The organism is Roseobacter sp., assembly GCF_045106495.1.
GTDB lineage: Bacteria > Pseudomonadota > Alphaproteobacteria > Rhodobacterales > Rhodobacteraceae > Roseobacter.
Genome location: NZ_JBGCEQ010000001.1, coordinates 32,419 through 55,927, shown reverse-complemented (window position 1 = coordinate 55,927; position 23,509 = coordinate 32,419). Strand labels below are relative to the sequence as shown.

The 23,509-nt window shown below is 53.8% G+C and carries 18 protein-coding genes; 5 read left to right on the top strand and 13 right to left on the bottom strand.

Features of this window, described 5'->3' with window-relative positions; genetic code table 11:
* Window positions 1–16 precede the first annotated feature (16 nt).
* A complete protein-coding gene (locus AB8B75_RS00260; protein WP_405358902.1) occupies window positions 17–832 on the bottom strand; it encodes a hypothetical protein in 816 nt (271 codons plus the stop codon).
* 675 nt (window positions 833–1,507) lie between these two features.
* On the opposite strand from AB8B75_RS00260, the gene AB8B75_RS00255 reads away from it, so the two are divergent.
* Complete coding sequence (locus AB8B75_RS00255; RefSeq protein ID WP_405358900.1) at window positions 1,508–1,696, top strand: hypothetical protein; 189 nt, start codon at window positions 1,508–1,510, stop codon at window positions 1,694–1,696.
* Between the two features lie 100 nt (window positions 1,697–1,796).
* Here the strand turns inward: AB8B75_RS00255 and AB8B75_RS00250 are convergent, their stop codons facing one another.
* Complete coding sequence (locus AB8B75_RS00250) at window positions 1,797–3,596, bottom strand: putative bifunctional diguanylate cyclase/phosphodiesterase (RefSeq protein WP_405358899.1); 1,800 nt, start codon at window positions 3,594–3,596, stop codon at window positions 1,797–1,799.
* Between the two features lie 680 nt (window positions 3,597–4,276).
* Between AB8B75_RS00250 and AB8B75_RS00245 the strand changes: the two genes are divergently transcribed.
* Window positions 4,277–5,230 (top strand): LysR family transcriptional regulator, encoded by a 954-nt coding sequence (locus AB8B75_RS00245; RefSeq protein ID WP_405358898.1) that lies wholly within the window; start codon window positions 4,277–4,279, stop codon window positions 5,228–5,230.
* 452 nt (window positions 5,231–5,682) lie between these two features.
* On the opposite strand, the gene AB8B75_RS00240 is transcribed toward AB8B75_RS00245, so the two are convergent.
* The 4 genes from AB8B75_RS00240 to AB8B75_RS00225 are packed head-to-tail and all read right to left on the bottom strand — an operon-like array spanning window position 5,683 to window position 9,929.
* Complete coding sequence (locus AB8B75_RS00240; protein WP_405358897.1) at window positions 5,683–6,726, bottom strand: ring-opening amidohydrolase; 1,044 nt, start codon at window positions 6,724–6,726, stop codon at window positions 5,683–5,685.
* Between the two features lie 3 nt (window positions 6,727–6,729).
* On the bottom strand, window positions 6,730–8,115 hold the full coding sequence (locus AB8B75_RS00235) for an amidohydrolase family protein (protein ID WP_405358895.1): 1,386 nt from the start codon (window positions 8,113–8,115) through the stop codon (window positions 6,730–6,732).
* A gap of 36 nt (window positions 8,116–8,151) precedes the next feature.
* The gene (locus AB8B75_RS00230) at window positions 8,152–9,111 is read right to left on the bottom strand and encodes an ABC transporter substrate-binding protein (RefSeq protein ID WP_405358894.1); all 960 of its coding nucleotides are present in this window, start codon (window positions 9,109–9,111) and stop codon (window positions 8,152–8,154) included.
* Between the two features lie 20 nt (window positions 9,112–9,131).
* Complete coding sequence (locus AB8B75_RS00225; RefSeq protein WP_405358892.1) at window positions 9,132–9,929, bottom strand: ABC transporter ATP-binding protein; 798 nt, start codon at window positions 9,927–9,929, stop codon at window positions 9,132–9,134.
* A gap of 281 nt (window positions 9,930–10,210) precedes the next feature.
* Here AB8B75_RS00225 and AB8B75_RS00220 point away from each other — a divergent pair, with 281 nt between their 5' ends.
* Complete coding sequence (locus tag AB8B75_RS00220) at window positions 10,211–10,969, top strand: ABC transporter permease (RefSeq protein ID WP_405358890.1); 759 nt, start codon at window positions 10,211–10,213, stop codon at window positions 10,967–10,969.
* Between the two features lie 486 nt (window positions 10,970–11,455).
* On the opposite strand, the gene AB8B75_RS00215 is transcribed toward AB8B75_RS00220, so the two are convergent.
* From AB8B75_RS00215 to AB8B75_RS00205, 3 genes are read right to left on the bottom strand one after another with little or no spacing between them, the layout of a single operon-like run.
* On the bottom strand, window positions 11,456–13,651 hold the full coding sequence (locus tag AB8B75_RS00215) for an ATP-binding protein (RefSeq protein ID WP_405358888.1): 2,196 nt from the start codon (window positions 13,649–13,651) through the stop codon (window positions 11,456–11,458).
* Window position 13,652: 1 nt separating this feature from the next.
* Window positions 13,653–14,150, bottom strand: a complete 498-nt coding sequence (locus AB8B75_RS00210; RefSeq protein ID WP_405358886.1) for a hypothetical protein — start codon at window positions 14,148–14,150, stop codon at window positions 13,653–13,655.
* Window positions 14,151–14,171: 21 nt separating this feature from the next.
* Window positions 14,172–15,218: an HD-GYP domain-containing protein gene (locus AB8B75_RS00205; RefSeq protein WP_405358884.1), complete on the bottom strand. Its 1,047-nt coding sequence runs from the start codon at window positions 15,216–15,218 to the stop codon at window positions 14,172–14,174.
* A 551-nt stretch (window positions 15,219–15,769) separates the two neighbouring features.
* On the opposite strand from AB8B75_RS00205, the gene AB8B75_RS00200 reads away from it, so the two are divergent.
* Together AB8B75_RS00200 and AB8B75_RS00195 are read left to right on the top strand one after the other, a co-directional pair.
* Window positions 15,770–16,018, top strand: a complete 249-nt coding sequence (locus AB8B75_RS00200) for a hypothetical protein (protein ID WP_405358882.1) — start codon at window positions 15,770–15,772, stop codon at window positions 16,016–16,018.
* 246 nt (window positions 16,019–16,264) lie between these two features.
* Complete coding sequence (locus AB8B75_RS00195) at window positions 16,265–17,068, top strand: methyltransferase domain-containing protein (protein ID WP_405358880.1); 804 nt, start codon at window positions 16,265–16,267, stop codon at window positions 17,066–17,068.
* A gap of 305 nt (window positions 17,069–17,373) precedes the next feature.
* Here AB8B75_RS00195 and AB8B75_RS00190 read toward each other — a convergent pair whose 3' ends face one another.
* The 4 genes from AB8B75_RS00190 to AB8B75_RS00175 form a co-directional block, all read right to left on the bottom strand.
* Window positions 17,374–18,126, bottom strand: a complete 753-nt coding sequence (locus tag AB8B75_RS00190; RefSeq protein WP_405358879.1) for an aspartate/glutamate racemase family protein — start codon at window positions 18,124–18,126, stop codon at window positions 17,374–17,376.
* Between the two features lie 28 nt (window positions 18,127–18,154).
* Window positions 18,155–19,264 carry a DUF917 domain-containing protein gene (locus AB8B75_RS00185; RefSeq protein WP_405358878.1) on the bottom strand — a complete coding sequence of 370 codons (1,110 nt, stop codon included), beginning with the start codon at window positions 19,262–19,264 and terminating at the stop codon, window positions 18,155–18,157.
* The gene (locus AB8B75_RS00180) at window positions 19,261–20,820 is read right to left on the bottom strand and encodes a hydantoinase/oxoprolinase N-terminal domain-containing protein (protein WP_405358877.1); all 1,560 of its coding nucleotides are present in this window, start codon (window positions 20,818–20,820) and stop codon (window positions 19,261–19,263) included. The genes AB8B75_RS00185 and AB8B75_RS00180 overlap by 4 nt, the downstream gene beginning before the upstream one ends.
* 123 nt (window positions 20,821–20,943) lie before the next feature.
* Window positions 20,944–23,502 (bottom strand): LuxR C-terminal-related transcriptional regulator, encoded by a 2,559-nt coding sequence (locus AB8B75_RS00175; protein WP_405358875.1) that lies wholly within the window; start codon window positions 23,500–23,502, stop codon window positions 20,944–20,946.
* Window positions 23,503–23,509 lie beyond the last annotated feature (7 nt).

Below are 23,509 nucleotides of genomic sequence, written 5' to 3'. Positions count from 1 at the left end.
GGATCAAACCCGCCAATCAGACATTTGCACTTGCGTCTAGATGGTTCTTTGCGGCAAAAGATTTGGGGCAGTGGACCTGAGATTGGCTCAATGCGCGTCGTGGCTTTTCTGGCCCAGGCGCAAGCATGTTAGCCATGTCTTTCGCTCCCATCCAGATCAGGTAGTCTTCTTCGGTCACCTGTTGGTCTGGGCCAAGCCAACGGCCCGGTTCACAATGAGTGTAGCCATAACGAAGATGAGCACCCTTGGCACCTAATCGTTTAGGTACCAAAGCAAAGACGAAAGAGGGATTCCAAGCGCCGACCATCAGCTCAAACAATATGCGTGAGAGCAATGCGGTTGTGCCCTGACTTCGCGGACCGCCGAGACCGTTGGCACGCAGCCAGAAATCGCCCTGATAGCAGACCTTGCCTGTGATTGTCTGGAGCGCTTCTGGGCCCGAGTAGAACGTAACATCAGGATCGGGCGTCGTATCAGGAGTGATGTACTTGTGGCGGTGGTCTTTCAAGTGGGTTGCGAGCGAAACATCCGACAGGTCGAGAAGACGTACGGCCTGCGTGTGGATCAGCTCATCATTGGAATTGAAACCACAAATCCAAAACCCGTTTGTGCGATCGATGTACGAACTGGCGACATCAAACATTGGATACACGGGGCCACGATCAAGTTGCTGGCCCCGGTAAGCGCGGTACTTGGCAAAGTCATCGCCAACTTCAACCTGAATTCCCATGTCGGCAAGATCGCCGAGAATTCCAGACAGGCTGGATACAATTTTAAACAAATTACTTGGTAACATGCCCACCCAACTGGCCAATCGATTACGCTTAGGCAATTACATTCTCATCAATTGGTTAAAGATTTGTTAGCCAACTTCGCTGAAGAAATGAAAGCGCAGCCCGTTTCGCCAGCTCCAAGCTATTGTAAAGTATGATAAAATTTGGCTACCCCGACATACTCCAAGTTCAGATCCGTTGTATGAATAAATTTATCCAGAAAATTCGCCTAGTTTGCTTGAACAAGTTTCAGGGACATATATCGAAGAATGTCGTGCGACGGAACTGCCTCGAAGGATTGCAGGTTAAAGTGCTACGTCGCGCGCTCCTGTTGCTCGACAATTTTTCTTGCGTTTGTGATACAGGTTCTGTCCAGCTTGGCCGACCACCAATGAAAAGCACGTTGTTTGGAGCAACAGACCAAACATTCGAAATAAGGAAGATACATAGAATTTGGCGAAATTCGCGCAGATCTCTAGAGAACATACAAAACATTGTTTTTAAACATTAAATTTTGATTTTGGGCTTCGTGCGCCTCGGCGGACCTGAACTCAAACTTCACGCCGGTCTGCTCATTTTCTGAGAATGCGGCATCCCGATGGCGGCAACGTAAGCCCAGCCATATTATTGCCAGATCTGGTCTGAATATTGGCATTCGAAAGGGGTGTTTATGAACATCGACGAACTTCTTGACGTATCTTCTCTTATGGTACCTCCCCCCCCGGGTTCGGTGAATGTATGCATCGGAGTTGCTGTGGAAGGGCCTGGTGGAAGATGGATACCATGCGCCTCTGCAATCGCTGATGGCGCATATGTTTCTTGTATCTATGAGGTCGGACCGGGTTGCAGGCAAGTCTGCTCTGCCGTCCAGCCCACGTATTCGGCCGATGAAGCTCTCGCCCGCGCGGTTGAACTCGCTGTGACTGCCGCCGCATAGCACTACCAACAAAACGAGGGCGATTTTCTATTGACTGTTGAGGCCGCTTAGTCCTGGCGCTTTCCGTATTCTGCGCCAAGAAACCGTTACCCTGCGTCCCGCGCCATCTCACCATGGCCGTCTTGTCGTTCAGGCGACCAAAACTGGCCTCCCGTTTCCAAAAGCCTGTTGCGCAGGTCGGTTTTGCTCATGGGTCGCCCGAAAAAGTAACCTTGCAAGTAATCGCAACCCATCTCACTCACGATCCGCGCGTGCTCTTCCGACTCCACGCCTTCAGCTACCACGCGCATGCCAAGGCTCTTCCCGATACCAATGATAGATGCAGTCAACGACCTTGCATTGGCCTCCGATACGATCGGCTGTATGAAATGACGATCAATCTTCAGAATTGAAGGCCTGATTTCCAACAACCCCCGTACCGATGCGTGCCCGGTACCAAAGTCATCAAGCGCAATTGTGATGCCCATTTCGTCAAGCTCGTCGATGGTCCACCGAACCACGTCGCCAATGCGATCCAGATAGACCGACTCCAGGATTTCGACCGTCAATCTTTCAGGACTGATACCGGAACTCTTGATGTCATGGATGAAAGTTGGATCTGCCAGTCTGGCAGCAGAAACATTTACTGCAATCCGGGGTAGATGAACGCCAGAGTCATCAAATTCAGACATGGCATTGGACAGGCTGGCAAACACAATTTCATCGATCCTCTTGAGGATTCCCAGATGTGCGGCAGTGTCGAGAAAGGCGCCGGGCGCGAGGATGCCCTTGGTGGGGTGAGGCCACCTTACCAACGCTTCGGCGCAAGCAATCCGACCTGTCCGCGCATCAATCAAGGGCTGGAAATACGGAATGAATTCACGTCTTTCACAGGCAAGGAGGAGATCCGATGCAAGCTGTTTTGTCGCAATAGAATTCGAATGCATCGCTTCAGTAAAAAATGACCACCGTCCTCTTCCTTGTGATTTCGCGTGATAGAGGGCGGCGTCTGAATCTGCTACAACCTGCTCTGGAACTTCCATGTTTGCTTTCGCAATGGCCACGCCGACGCTCACGCTGCAAGCCGTCGATTTGCCATCGAAGGAAAATGGCGCTTGCATCCGCTGCACGATCTCGTCTGCCAGGCTGCTCACATTCAGAGCGCTGTTACTGAGTGGTTTCAAGATCACAAATTCGTCACCACCAAGACGCGCAACCAGATCACTCTCATCGGTTAGCTCCCGCAGCATTTGGGCAACGGAAACCAGCAGTTGGTCCCCCGCATCATGCCCAAGCGTGTCGTTTACGAATTTGAACCGATCCAAGTCAATGTATAGTACCGCGAATTCTGTTCCGGTTTTCTTCAGATTTCCTATCCACGTCTTCAACTCGACTTCGAAGTGCCGCCGATTTGAAAGGCCTGTTAAGGCGTCTTCATTCGCATCTTTGGCGACGGATTTTGCCAATTCGTGCAGGCGCGTATTTTCTTTCTCCAACCGATGAACTTTTTCCAATGCTTTTGTATAGCTATCCTGATCTGCTACTGCGACAAAATCGTCCTGCCGCGTAGCCGGTTTGGCGCGTGCTTCCTCCAGTTCAATGATCGAGCACAGCCACCAGTGGTTTCCCGTCTCCGGATCGGACAAGTGTGTCCAGTCCATGCGCTGCAAATAGATTTCACCGTTTTTGCGATTGTTGAGCGCCGTGGTTGAACAGTTCTCCCAGTTCATCAGTTTTTCCATGATGTAAAGATGAACGCCTTGCTCTAGATCAGGACCAATTAGAATTGTCGCACGCTGACCGAGGACCTGGTCTGCATCATAACCGGTGATCTTGGTAAAGACTTTGTTGCACCACTGAAAAACCATAACGGCTCCGTCGTCTTTCGACGCGAGAGCAAGTGCCAAGCCTACCGTGCACTTATCGTTGATTTGATTGATGATTCGAGCAGGGACCACGGACAACCTTTACGTTGTTTATCTCTCTGATAGCGTCAAAATACCTATGAACGTTTAAGCTCGAGCAACACCAGAATTCTTTTTACAGAAAAGTAGAACAATTGACGGCCGAAAATCCGAAAAAAATTGATTAACAATAGCTTACAGATTTTTTAACATTGGTTTTTGAGTTCAACATCAATCCGGCAAATCCATTGTTGACTATGCGTTTCGTTGCACTCGTCCAAACTGACAGACCAAATTAACTGGAAACGCGCACAACAAACCAAATTCTCATTGATTCATAAAACAATTTTTCAGATGAACACAGGGTTTTTGGTAACTTTCTCAAGTACCTAAGCGAAACTAAAAACAAGCCGCGTAACTGGGATTTCCCACCAAATTAATCTTGTTCTTGATGACAAGGGACACACCCCAGAGAGTTTATCCGGATCAGGCCGACAGTCGACGTGAGCAAAGACCTCTTCGATTGTCTTTGTTGGTGTCGTTCTGCCCGTACAAATGCAGCGCAAGGCTGTTAGAATGAGCGGGAATTCAGCAATCTCGCCTGATTTCCCATCATACTTGGCGGCATCATTGTTTCCTCTTGCCGCCGTCGATCGAATTCAGCAACAGGAGTGGGGAAAAAAATGCTATTGAACCACGAAACCGGTGCAAAAGTTGCACCGGGCTGGAGTAATATGCGCCATCTTAAAGATTTTGAATTTATTGAGGGAGTGATCCGGGCAGGGTCCATCCGCAAGGCGTCCGAGGATCTGAACATTACGGCCTCGGCATTGAACCGCCGGATCAACCGGTTCGAGGATGAATTTGGCTACGAGATTTTCGAGCGTTTGCCTCGTGGCGTACGGCTCAACCCGGCAGGCGAATTGCTGCTACATCACATCCGCGCGAACCGATCTGATTTCGCGCGACTGAAATCGCAGGTTTCAGACCTTTCCGGTGTTCGGCGCGGTCATGTATCAATCGCTTGTTCGCAAGCCCTGCTGCCCTACTTCCTGCCACGCGAGATCGCACGGTATCGTGGCGAGCATCCCGGAGTTACCTTCTCAGTCAATGCACGCGACCGCGTAGCCGCCGAACGGGAATTGTCGGAGTTCGCGAGTGATATAGCGTTGGTGTTCGAGCCCCTGACAATGGTCGACTTCGAGGTTGTTTACGCCATGGCACAGCCAATTTATGCCATCATGCCCACCGAACATCCGCTGGCCGAACAATCGGAAATCCGCCTTCGCGATGCGCTTCGTTTTCCGCATGTTGCGCCGTCAGAGAAATTCGCTGTGCGCGTCCTTCTCGACAGCGCTGCGCGACGGCTGACCTCAACTGAGCTGGACCCACTTATCCAATCTGAGAGCTTTGACTTTATGCGCCACTATGGCGAATGGGAAAACATGATTAGTTTTCAATTTCCCATTGGACTCGACATGGATCGGCAGCCCAACCTCGTGGCGCGTCCCATGGCCATATGCGACGTCGCCCCGGGAAACTTGCTCCTTGGTCAGTTGCGCGGTCGGACCCTTCCCGTCGCCTCGGCCCGGTTCATGCGAGAACTGATCAACGCTTTGCGCGCGATGCCGCTCTAGACAGCACATCGTTGTGACCCGAATTACGTATTTTAGCCTGCCAGAATGGGTGGCTGACTGGTCCGGCCGAACCTGACAGTCTAAATCATATGAGCCCTTCACTTGTGGGCATAGCTCGCCCATTTGACCGATCCGTTCAGCCTCTTTCAGATGAAATGGCAGATGTCGCATTCGTGCATAGCACCGATATCGTCGAGACGCGTATCCGACGAGACACAAATGATTTTTTTGCTCGGGAGGAATCCATGCACCGTCACTAGAAACCGCTGATACAGGATCACGCCTGCCCAATTCCAAGGATCGTGTCGCCTTCTGAACCTGCGACATGAAACAAATTTGGCTTAATCCATGACCCGGATTTGTGGCGGTACAATCAGCTTTGTTGCTTTGCGCAGCCTCTTTTCTTAAGTCAACTCACAGTACTTGAAATTTTCATGTGCTTACCACTCCAATCAACCGCGTCTTTCAGCGATCAGAGCGACCGGGCCGCCGCCGTCGGGACCCTGATGTTCCGCCCCGCCAGATACAAAGAGGTCCATGCGACCGACAAGCCCACCGAGGGCACCACCCACCATAGCCCGAGCATGCCGTGTTGACGAGATATCACTGTCATTGAGCATCGTATGGCGCGACCCACGGATTTGCCCATTTGTGGACGCCTCTGCTTTGGCAAACAGCGCGAGCAAGTCGCTGCGCGAACCAATCTCAAGCCTTTCAAGGGCAGCACGCACGGCGTCTGTGTCTATCGCGTCGGTCATCACGGCATGTTCCACAATCAGAGGGCCCGACCAACCTTTGCTCATGCCAAGAACCAACATCTCATGTCCCATGAGCTCCACTCCGGCTGATGTGCTGGCTCGGCCTGACCAGACCTTGACGTCACTTTCGAGCAAGGCGAGTCGTGCTGTGTCCGCATCGATCTCTTCCAACGCAAGGCCGACACCTAGTGCAGAGGCGCCTCTCGAAAGCCCCATTGATTTCAGAGTATCTGTTGTAGCCGTGGGTCGATCTGACATCGCAATTCGATCACTGGTCAAAAGTGGGCATTTGATCTGAACGAAATGCACATCATCCACCGACGCGATACCCGCCGATTTTAGTGTCGCGCGGACCGTTTCAGCGACGCTGTCCACTTGCGCAAAAGTTCCGATCTCATGAGGCAAAAGATCGCGCGTGATCGCAGCACCGATCGCCATGGATGGCCCCGCACCTGCGTCGTCGAGTACTTCGAACGTCACCAAGTGTGGCGAAAGTCCGCCCTCTGTTCCACCGGACATAACCAAAGTCACATCATCGGCCGCGCTACCCAAAACGCGCTTAAGTTCCGAAACCGCAAAGGCCCTTGTGAAATCGTTGACACAGCCATTTCCTTCGGTCTTTCCAAGAATTGCAATCAAACGGGTCGGGTCCAGCTTCTTTGTCGCAATCAATCGCTGAAGACCGGAAACATCGTCGGGCGAAGACGTTGGAATCACATGGATACGCGCGCGGGGCACGGGTCAGTTACCACGCGGCCGGTACAGGTCGGATGATCCGTGGCACCTTACAATATCTGGGGCGCTTGTGATCTTTACCGCCGCCGCCATGCCGGCCCTGCGAAGGTCCTCGGTCTCCCAGCCGACAGGCGTGCCACCAGACATGCAAGGCCTTCCATTTATGACCATCGCATCGACCTGATCTCGGTTGTAGTAGCGCAGAAGTTCCCATTCAAAGTCGTGGCTAGGCAGGCATTCAGGTGCCATCATGTCGAGCACCATGAAATCCGCTGCTTGACCTTCGGCAAGTTTGCCATGATCGCCTGCACCGCCGGTCGCTGCAGCCCCTTGTGACGTCGCCGCATCAATCCATGTCCAGGCTGCCCCGCAAGAGAAATCCGCAACCGGCAAAGCGTGTTCAATCCGTTGACACGCTTCCGCTGCCATCAGGTTTTTGAATCCGTCAGCCGAAGTTGTGTCCGACCCTATGCCAAAACGCACACCGCGTTGAGCAAATCGAAGCGCAGGGGCCACAGCATTGCCCTTCCAAACGCTTGCAAGCGGATTGTAAGAAGTGGCCGTATCTGTTTCGATAATCATTTCGATCTCGGGTTCGGACACAAGCGTGGTGTGATGCAACAGTACATGGGAGCCAAGAACACCATGTGCGTGCAATAACTCGGTTGGACGCTTGCCATGACGCAGGATCGCTTCGTGAACCTCTGGGAAATGCTCGTTGGAGTGGATCTGCAGCAAGATACCTTTTTCGGCACAAAGAGCAGACAGTCTGGCCAGCGTCTCTGGCGTGTTGCCCATGAACGAACTGCAGCACACCGAAGGCGCGATCATCTCATGCGCCGCGCAATGATCAATATGCGCAAGGATCACATCCTCGATCTCGGACCAGCTTTTGTTTCCATGACCGGTACCAATCTCACCGGAAAATTCGTCAAGCCCGCAGGCCGAAACCAGCCTAATCCCAGTCTCAAGTGCTGCGCGATGGACACCCGTGTTTTTCTCGATCCCGTTCAGGCCATAGTTCACAACTTTTGAGAACCCGCCGCGCAGCGCCTCCCAGAACGCCCATTTAGCAGCAAGATAGGACTGTTCTTCGTCCATATCACGCTCCATCGGATGCCAGATCCGCCGCCAGATCTGCGCGGGCTCGCCGCCGATCAGAGCTTTGCCGAAAATCTGACCCACATGGGTATGTGCGTCCACAAATCCCGGAACAATCGCGCGTCCCGGCAAAGCGACGGTCTCGGGAAACTCCTCCGACGGCCCAAGTCTTGTGATGCGGTTTCCTTCATAGCGAATGGCCCAGTCGCGCTTGACCCCGTCCGGGGTAAGAAGAACCTCGGGTGCCAACGTGGCTCCATCGGATAGCAGAGTGCAAAAATCCATCATCATGTCGGACGGCCTGGTGGCCGTCCGTCCCTTTGCCAATTATTCGAGTGTGATCCGGGATGCGTCGACGGCCTCAAGAGGACCTGTCGCCAGGTAGCTCTTGATCAGATCGCGCGAAGGTTCAGCCTCAACCATACCTTTGCCAACAACCCATTTCGCTTGCACTTCGAGAATGTCCAGAAGCCCATTGTCCAAGCCGATCTCGTACTCCGCCTCGCCAAATTTCGTCTTGATGGTTTCCATTGATAGGAGACCCTCGGTGGCCACTGCCAACGCCTCCATCGCCCCTTCTGGGTTGCTCTTAATGAACTCCTCGGCCTTGATCAAAGCACGCACGAAAGCGGCCAGCTCGTCAGGCCTTTCATTCAACATTTCCGGCGTCGCGGACAAGACAAACCAAGCGACATAGGCATCGCTGCGGAATTCACGATAGTCGTCACCAAGCGCCTTTTCAGCTGCCGGATAAAAGTCCGGAAACATGATACCGGCGTCAATGTCACCGCGCGCAAGCGCCGGAACAATGTCCGGAGGCGAGACGTTGATAACCTCAGCATCGACGCCGAACTTCTCGATCAATGCTTCCGTGAAAAATTCGGTGTTCGAACCCTTGGTGGTACCAATCTTCTTACCGTTGAGACTACTTGGGTCCTCAAAGCCAATCGATCCTTTGGAAATCATACGGTTCGCTGTGTAGCGCGAGAGTGTCGTGAACGTGCCGAAAGGCTGTTCCCGCAACGACGCGATCGACACGGGATATTCCGCCATGAAAGCTACATCCAACTGACCACCGATCAGGGCTTCTAGCGCACGGCGACCAGAGGTGAACTTGACGGAATCCAGTTCGATGCCCTCATCTGCGAAGTATCCTTCCGACATTGCGACAACAATTGGCAATGTCTGCAAGTTGGGGGCGGTTCCAATCGTGATCTGACCCGCAGAGCCGAAGCCGGCACTGATCACCAGCGCACTGACCGCGCTCAGAATGGGTTTCATAAACATCGTCTTTACTCCTTGTTGATTCATTCTTCGTGGCGCAAAAGCCCGAGAAGCTCGCTGCGCAGTTTCAAAAATCCGTCGCCCATGTGGTCGACGGGACGCGGTCGCTCCAGATTGACAGGAACTTTCTTAATGATGCGGCCGGGTGAACTGGCCATGACATATACAACGTCGGCCAACCGCAGTGCTTCGTCGACATCATGGGTGACAAAGAGCACTGTCTTTCGATGCTTCATCCAAATGCCGGTCAGAATTTCGTGCATTCGCAGCCGTGTCTGCGCGTCGAGCGCGCCGAAAGGTTCGTCCATCAAAAGCACATCCGGGTCTGCGGAAAGCGTGCGTGCAATCGCGACACGTTGCTTCATGCCACCAGACAATTGACCAGGGTATTTTTGCGCGTGCTCGGCCAGCCCCACCTCTTTCAAGGCAGCTTCAGCTTGGCTCCGGCGTTCCTTCTTGGAGAGCCCAAAGCGCTTTAAAGCAAAATCCACATTTCCGCGCGCGGTGAACCAAGGAAACAGAGCAAAGCTCTGAAATATCACCCCGACACTTGGATGCGGGGCCAAGACCTGGCGCCCGTCCACCTGAACCGCGCCTTCCGTGGGGGACGTGAAACCGGCGACCGCATTCAATAGCGTAGACTTCCCGCAGCCCGAGGGACCGATCAGTGCGGTAAACGTGCCTGGCTCCAGTGTAAGATCCGTCGCGGCAAGTGCTGTGGTTTGCGCATTGCCTTCGCCAAATATCACCGAAAGTCCGGCGATGCGGACTCGGCCTGAGCCAGGCGTGTTGACCGGCTTGACTGAGCTGTCAGGTATCATTTCTGCGAAAAACATCTTGTTGATTGTTTGTTTCTGCGCAGAGCCTAAACCCAAGAAACCGGTGCGAAGTTATGCTAAAATTCGTCCATGGCGATGCAAAAAATTCATCGCCATGTCGAAACGATTTTTTTTTGATAAGTATTCCATCAACTCGTATTGCCAGCTGCTCGGTTCTTGCGCTTTTGTGGAAAAATACTGACTAATGGAAACAAGTTGACAGCCAAAATAAATTTCCGCTCTGCCTCGTGCTACGATAACGCGCAGCAAAAAGAGAAAATTACATGCCTAAATTCAGCCTCGATTTTGCTAAGCCGCTGTTGTCGGTTTTTTTTGTTATCGCGGTTTGGCAATTTGCGCATAGCACAGGATTGACCAATCGGAACCTTTTTCCCGGCCCTTGGGAGGTTGCCATAGCTTCGGTGAAGCTCTTCAATGACGGCGTCATGATGAAGGATCTAAAGACTTCTGTTTCGCGTGCAGCGGTCGGGTTTTCCCTGGGCGCTTCTTTGGGAATTCTGGCTGGCATTCTGACCGCGCGCGTGTCCCTGATCCGACTTGCGGTATACCCGTTTTTCAACATACTGCGCCCCATCCCTGCAATTGCTTTGGTTCCAATTGCAATTGTCTGGTTCGGCATCGGGGAAGAATCTAAGTATTTCGTCATAGCTTACACCGTCTTTCTGGCTGTTTGGCTGGCCACCCATCACGGTATGGAACACGTACCCGAAACTTATATACGCGCCTCGCGCTCACTTGGCGCGCCATGGTGGCGCGAGTTTTTCGAAGTGGTTGTTCCGGCGGCCGCGCCGCATATATTTGCTGGGCTGCGCTTCGGAGCTGCGCTGGCTTTTCTTAGCCTTGTTGCGGCGGAGTTGACCGGCTCATCCGCAGGTATCGGCTACCGCTTGGAAGAAGCTCGCCAGTACTTCCAGGTTGACCGAATGTTCGTTGGTTTGATCCAGCTTGGGCTTTTGGGCGCCGCCTTGGACGCGTTTTTCGTCTTCGCGAGCAAGCGCATCGTCCACTGGGAAACAGCCTGAAGCCGACAGCTCATCGCAGCTAAATTCATGTTTGCGATTTTGAAAACCGCGGCACGCATTGACCGTATAAAGAGCACAACACAACCCTATTTAATCGAAACGCTACGCTGAATCGTGCGAAAGGTTTCCGGCCGATAGATGCCGGTATCGTGCGTTTTTGCGCCTTCCAGTTGCCAGACAATCTCGACTTCCGCGTGAATGAATAATGGCGTCGTCGCCTGTGACTCTTAGCCTAGCCGTTGTGACAATTGCCTGTTCGATACCAATATTGCGTCATAGCTAACGTTAAAACACCGAGGTCGATCGGAAAGGCTAAAAATGAATCGCTGAAGACAATGTTGAAATGGATCAAAGAGAGTTTCGATTTGCAAAGGGACCAACTGTTCGCGGACACCATGAGTGGCTTCGAACCGACACAGGGCTCGCAAGACTATGAAACCAGACCTTCAATCACAAAATTCATGCCTGTTCACGCTCTCAGCTCAGTCACGTCTCGGTATCCTGAAAAGTTGAGGTGCATTGTGATTTCAACACTTCTCGCGCATGCATCACGCTGTCTTCGGCAAGTTGCAAAATTGGTCCTATCTCCATAACCTCAGGGGCTTTTTCCGTGCGCAAACCCTGCAAACTCTTTCCCAATCCGCTAAGCCCCAGCGTCAGGGCAGCACCTTTGATTGTGTGAAGAGAGTTGTCCCACGCCTGCATGTCACCTTCATCTAACAATCGCTGCGCATCTCGTAGCAAAGCCCGCGTTTGTTCGACGATTTGTTCAAGCAGATCAGTCACGATCTCACTGCCCATATCCTCTGCCAGCGCAACTATTTGCGCTTCGTCGATCATGGATCCATCTTGCTGAGAATTGGAAACACCGATGTGTTTGCGCAAGAGGCCGGTAATCTTTTCGCGCGTAATTGGCTTTGTTGCAAAATCATCCATGCCCGCTTCAATGCATTTGCGCCGGTCTTCCTCAAAGGCATTGGCCGTCAAGGCTACTATTGGGACGTGATATCCGTGTTCGCGTAGAGTTCTGGTCGCAGAAAGACCATCAACATTTGGCATCTGTACATCCATCAGAACAAGATCAAATTGTTCTGCGAGCGCTATTTCTATCGCCTCACGGCCGTTGTGGGCGCAGGTTACATTGCCTCCCAACTTTTGTAGCAACGCTGTGATGACCTCGCGATTGATCTCGTTATCTTCAGCCAATAGAACGCGGCCTTCGAAACACTCGGTTGAAAACGAAGACGCTTCGGGCATATTTCTTTCGTCACCTTCCATGACAAAGGCAACTTCGGTGACAGGCAACTCGATCCAGAATGTGCTGCCACTGCCCGGACGGCTTCGGACACCGATTTTGCCACCTAGGTCAGTGACGATGCGCTTTGAAATCGCAAGACCAAGGCCAGTGCCTTCATACTTTCGAGAGGCTGATCCATCTATCTGACTAAAATCACGGAAAAGCTTGGGCAGTTCTTCCTTCGTTATTCCGATACCAGAATCCTGAACCTCGATACGCAATTTCTGTGAATCGGTGACGGCCAAGACTATTTTAATTCCACCTGAGGGTGTGAACTTAATGGCATTGCCAATCAGGTTTACGAGCACTTGGCGCAAACGAACGAAATCACTTGTGACACTGATGTTCGGGGCTGAAATTTCAAAGGTTAAACCTGCATCCAAGGATCGAGGTTTCATCATTATTTTGACTGCATCAGCAAGCTCTGGCAATGACACGGGCCCAAAATTGTAGCTGCTTTCCCCCCGGTCTAGTTTTGAGTAGTCCAGTATGTCGGTGATAACGTCCAACAGCAAATGACCGGATTGCCGGATTGTCGCCACACGTTTTGTCTGTTCGCGGGATAAGTTCGTTTCCTTCAACAAGTCAGTTGCGCCAATAATCCCGTTTAGTGGTGTACGTATCTCGTGGCTCATGTTGGCAAGAAACATGGTTTTTGCATGACTGGCGCTCCGCGCCGCTTTTGCGCTGCGCGCGTTGCGGATACTAAGGTGCCTTAGGCGTCGCTGTGTCAGCGATATGAGCGAGAGCTGTACGAATTGCAGCCCAACAATACATAGAAAAACAAGGGTCATCAGGACAACGCCTGCCCCGAGCTTTCTGTATTGCAAGGATATATGGGTGCGCTCCCTGACGCGAGCTGCATCTAATTGCGCATTGGTTGAAATCACCAGATCATTGCTCAGCATGCGCGTTTTTTGGGCCGCTTCTAACAGGACCGGCAAAGTCGATGACATGGCTTCGTAGTCGCCATTCAGCGAGTCAATAATATCCGCTAATTCTAGAATAGACTGGCGCGTAGTCGTTGCCCGCGTCTGCAGTTCAGAAGAGCCGCTAAAATTGGTTGCGAGTTTAGCGCCCCGGAGCAGCGCCCCACGGCTGTATAAAAGGTCAAAACGCAAACTAAGTTTGTCCAACGCCTCTTCGGTTGGATCTGCAATAGCAAGATGGATCGTTTCGATCAGCCGTGAAGCTTCGCGGTCCATTTGAAATACAGCCCACATTGCATCTTCGCGAACACTTTCAGCAACCGATTGCTGCCGTTCCCGCAAGCTGAGAAAGAGATACGCCGTAATCGCGATCAGCAGTAGTCCCAGTCCGATCATGAGCAAGGTCGCGCGACCTAGGCGATTGGTCGCGCTCCATTTGATTGGACTGGGGATCATGTCAGTCGCGGACCTCAATCCGCGTAATTTGCCAGACAGACCTGCCGAAATAGACTTCATTGAACAGTTCGGGGTTCTCATCGAACGGGTAAATCAGGAAAAAGGGGCCTTTTTCGCGTATGCCCAACTGTTCCTGATCGAGATGTGTGGCCAGAATAACAGGATGTGTTTCCAAGTCCGAAATCGGCAAATCCGCAGAATAGTCGTTCAACGCGACGACTCGCAGCGTCTGACCTGCCGCGCCGACCGCTTCCAATATGGCCTGTCCAAGCGGTCCGCTAAAAGTGTGACTATCGTCGTACCACGGTGTATTTGTCTGCGTTTCACGATGCTCCAGAGCTTCGATCATCGCCCGGTCAAACTGGGCTTCTCCATTCCCGTTGGTGATGGAGATGTTTCCCGTTACGGTCAGAATGACATCCCCCTGTGGTTGCGGTAGTTCGGTGGCGGCAACGATAGTGCCGAGGAAGATCAGGAATAGTGTGGTGAGGAGTTTCATGAGTATCCTTTCCTTACTGTGTCAGCTGGCAAAAGCCGCCTGCTTGGGTTCACGATAGATTTCAGCGATTTCAGATCTTGCCGCCTCAAATGCAAAAACGCAGTCTGGATCGAAGTGCTGACCGGACTGGCGATGTATCTCCGCGCAACCGTCATCAAACGACCAAGCGCATTTGTAAGGTCGCTCGGTGCAAAGAGCGTCCAGAACGTCTGCGATTGCGACAATCCGACCCGATATAGGTATCTCGTCGCCCTTGAGACCGCGTCCGTATCCAGAGCCGTCCCATTTTTCGTGGTGAGAAACTGCGATTTCATGCGCCATGCGGATCAGTTCGCTGCTACCATTTTCGAGTATCCGGCCACCAATATCAGTATGTGTTCTGATGACTGCCATCTCTCCGTCTGTAAGACGCCCGGGCTTATTGAGAATTAAATCCGGAATGCCGATCTTGCCGGTGTCGTGCAATGGCGCCGCGAGATACAGCGTACGGCAAAACTGATCTCCCATGCCAAGATGCTTGGCGATAATCGCGGAGGCCGACGCAACGCGGGATATATGAGCACCGGTGTTGCCATCGCGGAGCTCGATTGCGCGTGCAAGCCGCCAGATCAGTTCCTCTTCTGTCTCGAGAAGCCTTTTTGTAGCACGTTTGACCTCTTGATCGAGATGTCGCGCCCTGTTGGCCAGAGACAATTGCGCGTCGCGAAGAGACAATAGATTTTTCACCCGCACGCGCAATTCTTCGGGATCGAAAGGTTTGTTCAGAAAGTCCGTAGCACCGGCTCGAATGGCTTTGAGTCGCACTTCGCGATCATTGTCGGCGGTCAGCATAACGACGGGCACATGTAAATAGTCGGGTATTTGGCGCAGACGCTCTAGAAATTCGATGCCGTTCATCACTGGCATCCTGTAATCCGACAAGACGAGGTCGAACACAGTTTCTACACAGCGCGCTATTGCCAGTTCCGGGTCTTGGAAACCTTCGATGTGGTACTCTGGCACACGTGCGAGAACCGATTGAATTACCTCTAGGGTGATTGACTGATCTTCGATAACAGCAATACGCACTTGTAACTTCACTCCACGGTAACAAGAGTTGGTCTCCACGAGCAAATAGACAAAAGGTCTTTAGTTCTTAATAAATTCTCACGGATAATTTTAAATAAAAGGAGTCCATTCAAGCGCTCCACCGCCGCAGTCTAGCGGGCGCTGCTGGTTGTTTGAAAAGACGGGGGCAAAGTCCGAATTTGCAAATCAATACGTAAGGCATGCGACCGAATAGTGTTTGCGGCAGCGGGCGAAATCTTATGAAGTTGGCAAAAAGTTTTGGTTGCCAAAAAGGTCTGCCGTGCGAAGGCCACAATAAAGTGAGGCTCGACCAAAATTGACATTTGCATAGGACTGCCAGTGAAGGTGCGAAACCGATGAGAGACGGGCCAGGCCAAAGGAAATCTGATCCGACTAACAGACGTCTTGCTTCTGCTTCGCGACTGACGATTTTGTAGCTGGTTAAGCATGATCCAAAGGAACGACCGATCTTTGCATCGAACTATGCTAATCTCGCGGTCTACAACTCGAAAGTCCGTGTCATGATTTCAAAAAGATGGATTTTTGTCAGCATGCTGGTTGCTTTGACGGCCAGCTCAACTGCTGCACAGACCGCCGCAGAACCTCCACGGTTTAATGGCAGTCGCACTGCTGCGTCTTCTGAAGCGGCCAGTGTATCACCCGATGCTCGAAGAGCTACTGGCCAGCAGGCTAGATCGCAACCGGGTGCTTTGATCGGTGCTGCAATGCTCGAAGCTGCGCGGGAAGAAGGCCGCTACTTCATCGAAGAACGCAGAGTTGAGACGATTCAATCCGACTGAAATTGAGTGGCGCCACCGCTTTTTTTTTGGAAACAGGTCGCAGTTTCCTTCTACCGGCTTCATTCGATGCTACGTCGCTACCCGTTGCACCGACCATTCGCTGCGGTTGATCAGTCGAACGGTGCACACTCACGCGCTGCAGTCAACGAAGCCCTATCCAACATACGTTTGATTTTCTGTTCTTGGATTTGGCGTTTTTGTTCATCTAAAGTAACATTGCTCAAGAAGGTTGGCTTGAGGTGACACATGTCCGATCCGTATTCTAATCTCGGCGCCCAAGACACCGCACTGCAAGAGCGCATTGCGGACGCGATGGAAGCGCGCTGCTTGGAACCTGCGCAGATAGCAATTCGAAAGGCCTACCTTGGGAGCCTGAACCTCGCCCATGACGCCATTGCACTGGAACTTGGTTCAGGCACAGGTCATGTCACAAAAGATCTGTTGGACGTGGCCGGTGCAGCGAGCGCTCATGGAATTGAGCCCTCACCCGTTATGGTTGCCCGATCCCAGACAAGCTTCGCAGCAGATGATCGGCTCAGCTTCAGCATTGGCGACGCAAAGAACACAGGATTTGAGGACGAGACATTTGATCTGGTTGTAATGCATACGTTGTTGTGTCACGTGCCCAGCCCAAACGACGTTTTGCAAGAGGCATTCCGTTTGTTGAAACCGGGAGGTGTACTAGCGGTTTGTGATGGTGACTACAGCACGGCAACCGCTCAGATCGCGGACTTCGATCCGCTTGATCAACTTGTTAGGTTCATGATCGATCAAAATGTCACCAATCTTTGGATCATGCGCCAGATCTCCGGAATGCTGAGCAATGTCGGGTTTCGCCTTGAGGCCCGAACGGGTCACGGCTACGTGGCGGAAAGCGAGGCCAAGTATTTCCTCACGGTGATTGAGCGCGGGGCTGATCGAATGTGCGAGGAAGCTATTCTGTTTTCCGAGACCGCGGAGGCTCTGAAAGCAGAAGCGAGACGCAGAGTCGCTGCTGATACCTTTTTTGGCTTCATGTCCTACGTGAGCCAAGTCGCAGTAAAGCCATAGCTACTCAGACCTATCCGAATAGCTCGAATTTTTTGGCTTGCGCCGCATTGCGTACTTTGGGCGCACACCTGACCTCAGATACGGTGCTGCATCCAAACAGTCCCAGACCGGTGCCCCGCCTGTGCCGAAGACATGAAGTTCCGGGTCGCACTGAGACAATCCAACCTCAAACAATCTGTCACGTTTCCAGCGCGTAGTTCAGATTACGTTGCTTTTGCGCAAAATGTGCTCAAAAGTCAGGCGGGGATTAAAACTTCACACGGCGGAAACTTGGCGTAGTAGATCCACCAGAACCCTGTCGGCAATCAAGTCTGTGCAAGTTTGTCGTGAAGGTTCGACCAGCCTTCGAACCCTACAACGCACTTTTTTTCGGGAAAGGGGTGGCGCAACTTGTCGGTGAATTGTCCCGCTTCAACTGCAGCAGCCGCGATTCTGATCGCGTTAGGCAGGGGATCGATGACGCGCTCTTCTGGCCACCCGAGCGCATCGGCGGTTTCCTTGGCATAGCCCAACATTCCGGTGCACCCAAATACAATCGCTTCGGCGCCGTCCTGATCGCGCGCGGTCTTACAAGCCTCAACCGTGGCGGCAATGGCTGCGTCGCGCGCGCTGTCCAGATCCAGAACGTTCACGCCGATCCCGAGGACAGAAACCAAGCGATCCGCCACGCCGAGACCTGCCGCCAACCTGAAGAATGCGTGATCCTGGCGCTGCAATACGGTGACAACGGAAAACCGGCCAAAGGCGGCGGCGGACGTGAGACCGGCCTCGCCACAGCCGACCACAGGTCGAGACACTGCCTCGCGCGCCGCTTCGAGAGCGGGATCAAGCATGCAATCAATCACGATGGCTCCGGCTCCGTCTGCTTCTGCACGGTAGGCAGCGTCGACCACGCCAGGACCCGCCAAAACCTCGTCCACAGCAGATTCTACCGAGGCTGGACCCTGCGCCAGAGTGGTATGGGTCAACTTTACCCTAGTGGGCGCGAGATCGTGAAGCGCTGCGGCGTCTCGAAACCCTTTGGTGATGATCGGTGTGATAATACAGATATTCATCATGTTCGGGCTCTCGGCCAGACCGCCCCTGTCAATGCTCGGCACGCCATGCCAGATCCTCCAACCTGACAAAGGGCTCCGCAATTTTCGAAGCCTTCGGCCCGATCACCTCGATTGCCTGTTCGGTCCGCATTTCTTCGGTGGCCGCAACACCTATTACCTTGACGCGCTGTCCGAAGCGTAGAGTCTCTGTGGTGATCGCTTCGCCGGTTTCGCGATCCAGGATGAAGAGAAGATCCGGGACAATGGCCACGGTTTTTCCGTTCAGCTTGGCCTGTGAGTACTCGTTGCGAAAGGTGATGAACATCTCGTCGCGTTCATCGCCGGAAGACAGTGTGACATTGCCCACTGTCCAGCCGTCTTCTGTACCGCGGATCACGTCCTGCACCTTGCCGTCGAACAAAACGCGGGAAAACCGCGGCGGATTGGACGTGGCAAAGTAATCTGCAAGCCCTTCGCAAATATCTTCCTGACCTGCGACACGCAGTTCGCGCACAGTCTTGCCGATGTCGACGGCCAATGACACAGTGCGCGGCACGCAGGTGCGTCGCACTTCCTCGCCTGTCATCGCATAGCTGGCGACCTGGGCGATGCCGCCCATCTTGACACAAACCGCGCGTCCATAGACTTCGGTGCGCAGGGCATTGTCGGTTTCCAGCATGATGGTGTTCTCGAAGTCGTCCGCCATCACGAAAGGCGAACACTTAACCCCGTAGATGTTGAATGTGGTCATCTGAAATTCTGGAAACGCACGGCCCATACCATCGCCGTCGATGACCGGCAGACCCGTTTGCGCGGCAACCACTAGGGGCAAAGTGGCGTTGATACCCCCTGCTTCTAGCGGAATGATTGCGTTGAACTTGCGGCCCACTTCCTTTTCGATCTTGCGCATGGCGGTGATAGTCGCTTGCGCATTGGGGAGCTTTTCCACAAAGACCGTGGGCGCGCCCATGCAGGCGACGCTAATGGCAAAAATGTCGTCGGTCACATCGTCCGGATCGATCAACTCAATGCCCCCACACTTGACCAACTCCTGCTCCAGCATAAGGCGACCGACATAGGGATCGCCGCCACCGCCCGTGCCCAAGATCGCAGTGCCGCGGATGAAATCATGCAGATTGTCCATCGTGATCCGGGTCATTGCAGCGCATCCATCTGGGCCAAATCGCCGATGGCCTTCACTTTGATCCGCACTGCCCCTGCCGGTAGGTAAGCCAGGGGCATTTCTTCAATACTGACGATATTGGTGCTGTTCTGGGACGCTCCGGCAGCGACTGCCCGGCTGACGGCGTCCTCCTTGGCCTGCGCGATCGATGCGTCACGGCCAATGTCGCTGTAGGAATAGATCCGGTCTATCTCGCCGCCCACCTGCGCCAACCCGGCTCCGATGGCATTGGCAACGCCCGAGAGCTCCGGACGGATCACTTCGCTGGCGCCCTTGATGTCGCGGTTGATCAAAACACTGCCGCCGCCCACGAGAATAACAGGCACGTCGCCACGGCTTGATTTCACACGATCTACCGTGGTTTCCAACAGATCGTGGATCGCGTCAACAGCGCTTTCCACCACAACCGGGTCCATATCCGCAACATGACCCCTTGTCCCAATATCGGAATACCCCGCCGCGACCGCAATATCAGTGGTGGTCAGCGTCGGCCCGCCAAAGATGCGGGCTTTGCTGAGAAGGTCGAGTGCGACCGAGTCCGGGCCGATTGTGGTCCCCGATGCGGTCTGGCGCACGATGCTGCCACCACCCAGCCCGACAGCAAGAACATCCGGCATTCGGAAATTGGTGCGCACGGAGCCCACATCGACAGAAATTGCGGATTCTCTGGGGAAGCCGCCGATCAGCACACCGACATCGGTTGTGGTACCACCTATGTCGGCCACGATGCCATTTTCTATGCGGGATAAAAACGCCGCCCCCCGCATCGAATTCGTCGGTCCTGAGGCGAAGGTCAGGACCGGGTAGCGCTCGGCGAACTCAGATGTCATCAGCGTGCCATCATTCTGGCTGACAAAGAACGGGCAATGAATGTCAAGCTGGTGCAGTGCTGTGCGAAAGGCTTCGACCACGGTGGTTGAAAGCTCGGAAAGCGAGGCATTCATGATGGCAGCGTTCTCACGCTCAATAAGTCCGATGCGTCCGATTTCGCTCGAAAGCGTCACGTCGACGTCCGGAACCTCCTGGCGAAGGATTTCCGCCATACGCGATTCCATTGCATCGTTGATCGGCGTAAAAACACCGGAAACGACCACGGATCCGATGCCCCGTTTCCGGATATCAAGCGCAGCTTCCGCCACAGCGCGTTCATCCAGTCGGTTGATCTCACTACCATCGAAGTCATACCCTCCTTCCACGAGATAGGATTGACGACCGATCTGCGAGATCAGGTGCGGTGGAAACTCCGTCATCGGCATGACACCGCGCGTGGCGGGTAGGCCAGCGCGAACGACGGCCACCGGAACCAGCTTTTTACCTTCGACGAAGGCGTTGGTGAATTGGGTCGTCCCGATCATCACGCTACCCACGTCGGCCACGGAGAAGCCCGAGCTTTCCATGATACCCCTGATTGCCTGTACAATACCGGATCCGACATCATGCGTGGTCGGCGATTTTATGGATGCAACTACCCTGTTTCCATCCAGCAAAACCGCATCTGTGTTGGTTCCGCCGACATCAACGCCAATGTGCATGAGGTGCCTCTGTAGCTTGCTTCGGAGTCAAGTTTTGATGGATAGCCATGTCAGAGCAAGTGGCGGAACGGCTAGGATATGCGGTCAGATGGATAGGTCAGGTCGTGGGTGTACCGAAATCCCCTACCCAGATCGAATTCCGTATTGCAAGGCCAGCTCGGCCGCCATCTTGCGCGAATTGACCCCAAGTTTGCGATAGACGTTCTGAAGGTGAAATTTCACGGTTGGCTCGCTGAGGTCTAGTGCTCGCGCAATCACCTTGTTTGCATGGCCTTCGCTCAGACTCCGCAAAACAGCAAATTCCTTTTGTGTCAGCATTTCGGCAAGCATGATCCGCGGGTCCGGTGCATCCTGAACTTTGGAAATCAAAGTCGACATGAATGCCAGTGTCTCCGGATCATACCCCGCGACCCCGCGCTCGCGCACCACCGCGCGCACGGCTTCGGCAAACCGGTCCGCGTCGCGCAGGAAGGCATCTTTCATGCCAGACTGACGGCCAAGGGCCAGGGCTTTGGCTAAAACCGACGCGGCGGTGGTTGTGTCGCCCTTCGCAACAGCGGCGATTACTTGCAACACGAGGGCGCGTAGACAGTATCGAAGCAATCCCCCTCTTTCGCAATCCTGCCCCACGGCGACTGACAGATCATATGCTGTTTCCGGGTCGCCGAATTGGCACTCGAAATTTGCCAGCACCAGCCGCGCAAGAAGCCGGCTGCGCCAGCGAAACCCCTTGGTGTCGCCAGTCTCGCCGAGCAGCGCTTTGACGCTGCCGGACAGGCGTCGCGCGTCCGCTTCCTGCCCCGCCCGGACGGCGACGTCCAATTCCAGAATCTTCAACAAGCGCGAGAAGCGAGGCAAACTGCGTCGCGAAGCCATGGACTCGCCCTGCGAAACCAGATTCATCGCATCCTGGAAATTGCCGGTTCGAAGCTTCAGGCTTAGGCAGGTTTCATACCCGGCGAGAAACATCTCGCTCCACCCTTCACGATTATCAGCATCCTGAAGCGCACCAACAAGAGGCTCTTCCAGATCAACGGCTTCATTGGCCTCTAACGCGGCTTCGGCATATACGATGGTTGCGATGGCGTTTAGGTTCGTGTCATGCCCGAAAAAATCTGCCTGTACTTGGCGTGCCATTTTGCGACGCCGATAAGCCATCGCGCAATCGCCAAGATCCATATCAACGACGCTGAGGTTGATGTGCATGAAAAAGATCAGGTGGTTGCAGCCCAGATCGGAATAAAGGGCCATGGCCGTTTCACCAGCCGAGCGGGCCTTTTTCAACTCACCCAACTGGATGTAGAACAGGCAAAGAAAGTTGTACAGAACGCCGCGCCGGAGCTGATCCTTGAGGGGCGTGTTTTGCGCTGTGAACTCTAGTGCAGCGACTTGGGCCGCAGACACATTCCGATCCTCGTAAAGGCGCAGGTGCACTTCTAGCAGCACAATCTCGCGTTCCAGCTCCCGGTCGTCGCTGTTAGCCGCGTCGCGTGCGTCCCTGATAAGCAACCGGGCCTCACCCGTGCGTCCGGCCTTCAACAGAAGATAGGCTCGCGCCAGCCCCAGTCGAGGCGATGCATTGACCCACTCCAGCGGAAAAAGCTCAACCAGAGGCTCAAGCCTTTGTGCGCCGTGGCGGATGCCGATCTCGATGCCCCCCGCATCCAAGACAATGCTTTCGGTCAGGCCTGTGTTGCCTGCTTGCATGGCGAGCTTCGCCGCCGCATAGACACGGCCATGATCCTTCAGCCAATGAGCGGCGCGGAGACGCAAATCGTTGCACGAAGTTTCTCCAAGGGATTGCTGTTTACGCAGGAGGTAATCCTGCAGGAGTTGATGGTATCTGTACCATCTGACCCCACCCTCAATCTGTTCGAAAACCAGCGAATGCGACTGGTGGAGCGAGGCTAGCAGAGACCAACTGTCATTCGATTGGCGCGTATGATCTGCCAAATCACCATTGACCGGATTGAGATGGGCAGTTTCTAACAGAAACCGGTTCTGTGCTTCGGATAAGCTATTGAGAAACTGCTCGTTCAGATAGCCCCCAAGGTCCAGAGCCGCAGGACTGCTCGAGCCGAGGTCGAGCGCGTTGCCCTTGGCCATGGACAGCAACATTAGCTGGAGCGCTGCGGGCCAGCCTTCGGCGTGATTGTAATAATGATGGATCCTGTCCTGCGGGCAACCATCACCGAACAGGGTTTCAGCCTCGCTCCGGTGAAACTTCAAATCTTCCGTGCCGAAATCTGTGACGGCATCGCCGAGGCGCAGTTTCGCCAAAGGTATCGTGGGTGCAAGCCGCGTTCCCATGACGATGTGCAAACCTTCATCGTTTCGATGCAGGATCTTGCCGATTAGCTCGGTGGCGAAATGACTGGCCTCGTGGAAGTCGTCGATGAATAGAAAGGCGCGATGTTGCTGCCAGCCGTGTTGGCGCTGACGCACGCGCTCGCGCGCTTGACCGGCCAGTGCGGTCTCCAGCGCATCGCCGAAATTCTCCACCGCCGGGTCGATCGAAATCCAGGTAGGCGCTGTACCACCGTCCATTAGATGCTTGTACCAGGATCGGAGCAGGGTGGTTTTTCCATAACCGGCCGGGGCCTCAACCAGAGTCAGGCGACGGTCGAGCCGCGACAGGAACCTGTCGGTCAGACGTTGACGGTTTAAAATTCTTGGCTTCACACCCCAG